Consider the following 6,837-nt stretch of genomic DNA (forward strand, 5'->3'; position numbering starts at 1 on the left):
ACCTGGGGTATTGGGGGTTCTTGGGGGAAGGGGCGCTTATGCACCGTAGGCGGTTCTTTGTGCTCGCCCTGGGGGTCATGGTCGCCGGCGGCTGCGGTGGGGCGGGAGACTCCCGGCTGCCGCTGGCGGGCCGGCTGACCGTCGTCGCGCCCGCCGCGCGCGGGCAGGGCTGGGACCGGGCCGCGCGTGCGCTGGTCGCGGTCCTGACCGGGGACAGGCTGGCGCGGACGGCCGAGGTGAGCAACTATCCGGGCGGCCTGGGCGCCGCCGCGCTGGGGGCGTTCGCCGCCGCCCGCGAGCCCTTCACCCGCGAGGGCAGGCTGCTCCTCACCGGGATGCCGATGGTGGCGGGGGCGGAGATCGCCAACGCCGCCTCGGTGGTGGAGTCCACCACCCCCCTGGCCCGCATGGTCGGCGACTGGGCGGCCCTGGTCGTCCCGGCGGGCTCCCGCCTGCGCGCCTTCGAGGACTTCGCCGCGGTGCTCCGCCGCGACCCGGCCGGGCTGGCGGTGGGCGGCCGGATGGAGGGCGGCTCCGACCACGTGCTCTACGGCATGATCGGCAAGTGTCTCGGCGTGGACACCCGGCTGCTGGACTACGCCGGCTACTCCAGCGGGGCCGAGGCCGCCCAGGCGCTCCACGACGGCCGGGTGGCCGCGCTGCTGGGCTCGGCCCGCTCCTTCGTGCCCGAGATCGCCGAGGGCCGCCTGCGGCCGCTGGTGGTCTCCTCCGCCGAGCGGATCGACGGGATCGACGCCCCGACGCTGATGGAGCTGGACGTCCGCCTGGAGTACACCGACTGGTGCGGCGTGCTCGGCCCCCGCGGCATGAGCTCCGAGGACAGGGACGTGGCCGTCGCCCTGTGCGACCGCGTCGACGCCTCGTCCCGCTGGCGGGCCATCTGCGCGGCCAACGGCTGGAACCGGGTCTACCTGAGCGGGGACGACTTCCGCCAGTGGCTCGTCACCGAGACCCGCCGCACCCGGGAAGTGCTCAACGAGCTCGGGTTGCTGAGTACTTTCGCCACAAGCTGTTGGGGTAGTTGCGTCCAACGGCCCTACATGTAGGATCCTGCTCGTTGCTGGTTCGCCCCTCGGGGCGAGGCAAGAGGGAACCCGGTGAGATTCCGGGACTGCCCCGCAGCGGTGAACGGGAACGACCGCCGTCATGAGAGCACTGGGCGCAGTTTGCCTGGGAAGCGACGGCCAGTAGGCATGTGCGAGGCGCCCGTGAGTCCGAAGACCTGCCGGCGACGTGTGGAAGAGGGAGCCGAACCGGGCACCGGGGGACGCGTGAGCGGCCTGACGCGTGCCAGGCGAGGCGGACTCGACCATGCGAGTGGAAGAGGGAGCCGGACCGGGCACCGGGGGACGCGTGAGCGGCCTGACGCGTGCCAGGTGAGGCGGACTCGACCACGGAAGCTGTCCAGGGCCTCGAGGGAGGGCTCGCGGAACGAGGCGGTCCGGCGTGCCCGGAACCGCTCCCGCTCGCGTGCGTCCTTCCGGTGAGAGCCGTACGGGGAATTCGAGCGCGCGAGGGGTAGTACGTGACACAGACCTTGGTCGACGTCGCAGGGGAGACCGGCGACGGCCCGGTCGACCGCCGGTTGGCCATCGAGGAGGCCGCCGCCCGGGTGATCACCGATCCGGAGAACTCCAGGATCGCCGCCGGGCTGCTGGCGGAGCTGATCGCCGACGAGGCGGCCGGGCACGGGGTCCGGACCTTCTCCGAGTCCGTCGCCGCCACCCACGCGGCCGGGCTCGTCCAGGACGGGCTGGCCGCCTTCGTGGCCGCCCACGCCGCGGAGCTGGACGCGCTGGTGTCGCAGGAGGCCGACGGCCGGTTCGAGTACTTCGGGCTGCGCACGGTCTACGACCGCTACCTGCTGCGCCACCCGCGGACCCGCAAGGTCCTGGAGCGCCCGCAGCACTTCTTCCTCCGGGTGGCCTGCGGCCTGTCGGAGACGGTCGAAGAGGCGGCCGAGCTGTACGCGCTCATGTCCACCCTGTCCTACCTGCCCAGCTCGCCCACCCTGTTCAACTCCGGCTCGCGCAGGCCCCAGCTCTCCTCCTGCTTCCTGCTCGACTCGCCCCGTGACGAGCTGGAGGCGATCTACGAGCGCTACGGGCAGGTCGCGCGGCTGTCGAAGTACGCCGGGGGGATCGGCATCGCCTGGACCCGGGTGCGCTCGCGGGGCTCGCTGATCCGGGGCACCAACGGCCACTCCAACGGCATCGTGCCGTGGCTGCGCACGCTGGACTCCAGCGTCGCCGCGGTCAACCAGGGCGGTCGCCGCAAGGGCGCGGCCTGCGTCTACCTGGAGTCCTGGCACGCCGACGTCGAGGAGTTCCTCGAACTGCGCGACAACACCGGCGAGGAGGCCCGCCGGACCCACAACCTGAACCTGGCCAACTGGATCCCCGACGAGTTCATGCGCCGGGTCGAGGCCGACGGCGTGTGGTCGCTGTTCGACCCCAAGGAGGTCCCGCACCTCACCGACCTGTACGGCGCCGCGTTCGAGGAGGCCTACCGGGCCGCCGAGGCCGAGGGCCGCTACGTCAAGCAGATCCCGGCCCGGTCGCTGTACGGCCGGATGATGCGGACCCTCGCCCAGACCGGCAACGGCTGGATGACCTTCAAGGACGCGGCCAACCGGACCTCCAACCAGACGGCCCGCCCCGAGAACGTCATCCACCTGTCGAACCTGTGCACCGAGATCCTCGAGGTCACCAACGACGCCGAGACGGCCGTCTGCAACCTCGGCTCGATCAACCTCGCCGCCCACCTGGACGGCCGGCAGGTCGACTGGGCGCGGCTGCGCCGTACGGCCCGCACCGCCGTGCGGTTCCTGGACCGGACCATCGACCTGGGCTTCTACCCGACAGGGGAGGCCGAGACCGCCAACAGGAAGTGGCGGCCGATCGGCCTGGGCGTGATGGGCCTGGCGGATGTGCTCTTCGCGCTGCGGCTGCCGTTCGACTCCCCGCAGGCCCTGGAGCTGTCCACCCGGATCTCGGAGGAGATCGCGCTGGCGGCCTACCGCACCTCCTCCGACCTGGCCGTCGAGCGGGGCCGTCACCCCTCCTACGACGACACCCGGGCCGCCGCCGGCGTGCTCCATCCCGACCACTACGGGGCCGCGAGGTCGCCGGAGTGGGCGGAGCTCAGGGACAGGATCGCCAGGACCGGCCTGCGCAACTCGCTGATGATCGCGATCGCGCCCACGGCCACCATCGCCTCCATCGCCGGCTGTTACGAGTGCATCGAGCCCCAGGTCTCCAACATCTTCAAGCGCGAGACTCTGTCGGGGGAGTTCCTCCAGGTCAACCGCTACCTGGTCCGCGACCTGCAGGCCCGGGGCCTGTGGACCCCGCAGATCCGGGACGCGATCAAGCGGGCCGACGGCTCCATCCAGGACGTCCCCGGCATGCCGGAGGACCTCAAGGCCCTCTACCGGACGGCCTGGGAGCTGCCGCAGAAGGCGCTGATCGACCTGGCCGCGGCGCGCACGCCGTACATCGACCAGTCGCAGTCGCTGAACCTCTTCATGGCCACGCCGACCATCGGCAAACTCTCCTCGATGTACGCCTACGCGTGGAAGTCCGGCCTCAAGACCACCTACTACCTGCGCTCGCGGCCGGCGACCCGGATCGCGCAGACCACCGTGGCCCAGGCCGTGCCCGACCCCGAGGCCGTCGCGTGCTCCCTGGAGAACCCCGAGTACTGCGACGCCTGCCAGTAGCCGCTTCCCCGAAAGGTTTTCCCCGATGTTGCTCGACCCTGGCATGGACCTCACGCTGCGGCCCATGCGGTACCCGGAGTTCTACGAGCGCTACCGGGCCGCGATCCGCAACACCTGGACCGTCGAGGAGGTGGACCTCAACTCCGACCTGGCGGACCTGGCCAGGATGACGCCGGAGGAGCGCCACCTGATCAACCGCCTCGTCGCGTTCTTCGCGACCGGCGACTCGATCGTGGCCAACAACCTCGTGCTCAACCTCTACCAGCACGTCAACGCCCCCGAGGCGCGGCTCTACCTCAGCAGGCAGCTCTTCGAGGAGGCCGTGCACGTCCAGTTCTACCTGACCCTGCTGGACACCTACCTGCCCGACCACGACGAGCGGGTCAAGGCCTTCGCCGCGGTCGAGCACATCCCCTCGATCCGGGACAAGGCCGAGTTCTGCTTCCGGTGGATCGACTCGCTCGGCGGGCTGGACCGGCTGGAGTCGCAGGACGACCGGCGGGCGTTCCTGCTCAACCTGATCTGCTTCGCGGCGTGCATCGAGGGGCTGTTCTTCTACGGCGCCTTCGCCTACGTCTACTGGTTCCGCTCCAGGGGCCTGCTGAGCGGCCTGGCCACCGGGACCAACTGGGTCTTCCGCGACGAGTCCATGCACATGGAGTTCGCCTTCAGCGTGGTGGACACCGTGCGGGCCGAGGAGCCGGAGCTGTTCGACGACAAGCTCGGCGCGCAGGTCACCCGGATGATCGAGGAGGCGGTGGAGGCCGAGCTCGCCTTCGCGGCCGATCTGTGCGGCGACGGCATGTCCGGGATGAGCGTGGAGCAGATGCGCCAGTACCTGGAGTACGTGGCCGACCAGCGCCTGGTCCGGCTCCGGTTCCCCGTCCGGTACGGCACCGCCAACCCGTTCGCGTTCATGGAGTTGCAGGACGTGCAGGAGTTGGCGAACTTCTTCGAGCGGCGTGTCTCTGCCTATCAGGTAGCTGTTGAGGGAAACGTCTCTTTCGACGAGACGTTCTGATTATGCGGTGAAACCCCGGGCACGCCGTCTATAACGGACGACAAGGGGGGACGCCGTCAGTGTCCAGATGGATCATCCTGCTCGCTTCCATGCTGGCCGCCGCCGCGTGTGTGGAGATGGTGCGGCGGGCGTTGCGGTGGAGGCTGATCGGCGAGAAATGGGTTCTCGCCGCTCCACTCGTGCGCCGCTGCACCTGGCCGGGGTTCACCACGGCGGTCGCGGTGACCGCCCACACGCTCTACCAGCCGGGCATGGCCGAGGGGCAGGTCGACGACGCGATCGACCGGATACTCAGCCTGGCCATGATCGGGTGCGTCACCTGGCTGGTCATCCAGGCCGCCTACGCCGTCACCGACGTGGTGCTGGACCGGCTGGTCGTCGTCCAGGGCGAGCGCAACCGGCGGGCCCGCAGGATCCGCACCCAGATCACCCTGGTCCGCCGGGTGGCCACGGCGGTGGTCATCGTGCTGGCGATGGGCGCGATGCTGTTCACCTTCCCGCAGGTGCGCGCGCTCGGCGCCGGGCTGCTGGCCTCCGCCGGGATCGCCGGCGTCGTCGTCGGCGTCGCGGCCCAGTCCACCCTGGGCAACCTGCTCGCCGGGCTGCAGCTGGCCTTCAGCGACGCCCTCCGGCTGGACGACGTCGTGGTGGTGGAGGAGGAGTGGGGCCGGATCGAGGAGCTCACTCTCACCTACGTGGTGCTGCGCCTGTGGGACGAGCGCAGGCTGGTGCTTCCGGTCTCCTACTTCACCACCAACCCGTTCGAGAACTGGACCCGGCACGGCAGCCGGGTGATCGGCGCGGTGTTCCTCCGGCTGGACTGGTCGGTCCCGGTGGAGGAGCTCCGGGCCGAGCTCTACCGCGCCCTGCGCGAGCACCCGCTGTGGGACCAGAAGGACTGGGTCCTCCAGGTCACCGACACCCTTCCCGGCGGCCTGCTGGAGCTGCGCGCCCTGATGAGCGCCGCCGACTCACCCAGTGCCTGGGACCTCAAGTGCGACATCCGCGAGCACATGGTGAAGTTCGTCCGGGACAAGTATCCCGAGTCGCTGCCCCGTCTCCGGGTGATGGAGGAGAGGGCTCCGCTGTCCGGGTTCGGAGTGGCGGAGCACCGGTCCGGGGCGGCGCAACGCTAGGAGTTCCCGCTGGGGCGCAGCACCCGGGCGGCTCCGGCGATCAGGGCGGTGGCCAGGATCCAGCCGGAGGCGACCAGGGTCCAGGCCAGCCACTGGGTCCAGCCGACCGGCTCCCACGCCCCCCGCTGCTCGAAGACGCTCACCGGGACGAGCAGGTCCAGCGTGTAGACGAAGGGCTGGAAGCTCCGCACCTCGTCCGGGTCGATCTGCGCCGGGCGCACGGCGTCGAAGACCACGGTGCCCAGGGTCAGCAGCACCGCCACCCAGAGGCCGGCCAGCCAGGGGCGGTAGCCGTAGCCGACGACGAAGTCGAGCAGCCGGCCCCAGACCCTGCCGGTGGGCTTGAGGGTGCCGCGGCGACGGCGCTGCTTGGCCAGCAGCACCCGGCGGGCGTCCGGTTCGTGGCCGATCCGGCGGAACCAGGAGGCGAGCTGCTCGTACGGCTGCGGCTTGTAGCCGTCCGGGTCACGGTCGAGCCAGTCGAGCCGTTCGGCCACCGTCCAGTGGCCCCGCAGCGACTCGTAGGTCAGCCCGGTGAGCTGGACCCTGTCCGCGTAGGCGGCGGGGTTGTCGAGCAGGACGCCGATCCGGGAGTAGCCGAGGTTGACCTCTCCCTTGATGGAGGCCGGGTTGAGGATCAGCTCCTCCACCTGGGCGTGGCTCAGGTGGAGGACCCGGCCGGGGGCCTCCAGCGTGGCCCCGTCGAAGGAGAGCACGCCGTTGACGCGCGCGCCGCGCATCCGGATGACGCCCGTCGCGGTGAACCCCGCGCTGAACTCCGCAGCCCCGGACTCCATGAAGTCGGCGCGCACGGCGTGCGGGCCGGTCGCCGTGATGACCGACCTCTGCAGGTAGACCCCGCCGTGGAACTTCGCCCCGATGAACCTGAGGCCGCCGGTGACGCGCATGTCACGCATGAACGCCCCGCCCTCCACGGT

At 70.9% G+C, this 6,837-nt stretch carries 4 protein-coding genes, 1 pseudogene and 1 riboswitch; of the genes and pseudogenes, 4 read left to right on the top strand and 1 reads right to left on the bottom strand.

Annotated features, from left to right (window positions below; genetic code table 11):
- The 4 genes from CA984_RS41665 to CA984_RS41680 form a co-directional block, all read left to right on the top strand.
- On the top strand, nt 1–1,067 hold a 1,067-nt coding region (locus tag CA984_RS41665; RefSeq protein WP_207621245.1), incomplete at its 5' end, for a Bug family tripartite tricarboxylate transporter substrate binding protein.
- Nucleotides 1,066–1,265, top strand: a riboswitch (cobalamin riboswitch). Its footprint overlaps the gene before it by 2 nt.
- Nucleotides 1,266–1,546: 281 nt before the next feature.
- The gene (locus CA984_RS41670) at nt 1,547–3,742 is read left to right on the top strand and encodes a ribonucleoside-diphosphate reductase subunit alpha (RefSeq protein WP_086578842.1); all 2,196 of its coding nucleotides are present in this window, start codon (nt 1,547–1,549) and stop codon (nt 3,740–3,742) included.
- A gap of 25 nt (nt 3,743–3,767) precedes the next feature.
- Nucleotides 3,768–4,763 (top strand): ribonucleotide-diphosphate reductase subunit beta, encoded by a 996-nt coding sequence (locus tag CA984_RS41675; protein ID WP_086578843.1) that lies wholly within the window; start codon nt 3,768–3,770, stop codon nt 4,761–4,763.
- Between the two features lie 59 nt (nt 4,764–4,822).
- Entirely contained in the window at nt 4,823–5,899 is a 1,077-nt protein-coding gene (locus CA984_RS41680; RefSeq protein WP_086578844.1) for a mechanosensitive ion channel family protein, read from the top strand.
- On the opposite strand, the pseudogene CA984_RS41685 reads toward CA984_RS41680, so the two are convergent.
- Nucleotides 5,896–6,837, bottom strand: a pseudogene (locus CA984_RS41685) (hypothetical protein); the annotation flags it as partial. The gene CA984_RS41680 and the pseudogene CA984_RS41685 overlap by 4 nt on opposite strands.

The organism is Streptosporangium minutum (assembly GCF_002149035.1).
Classification (GTDB): Bacteria; Actinomycetota; Actinomycetes; order Streptosporangiales; family Streptosporangiaceae; genus Streptosporangium; species Streptosporangium minutum.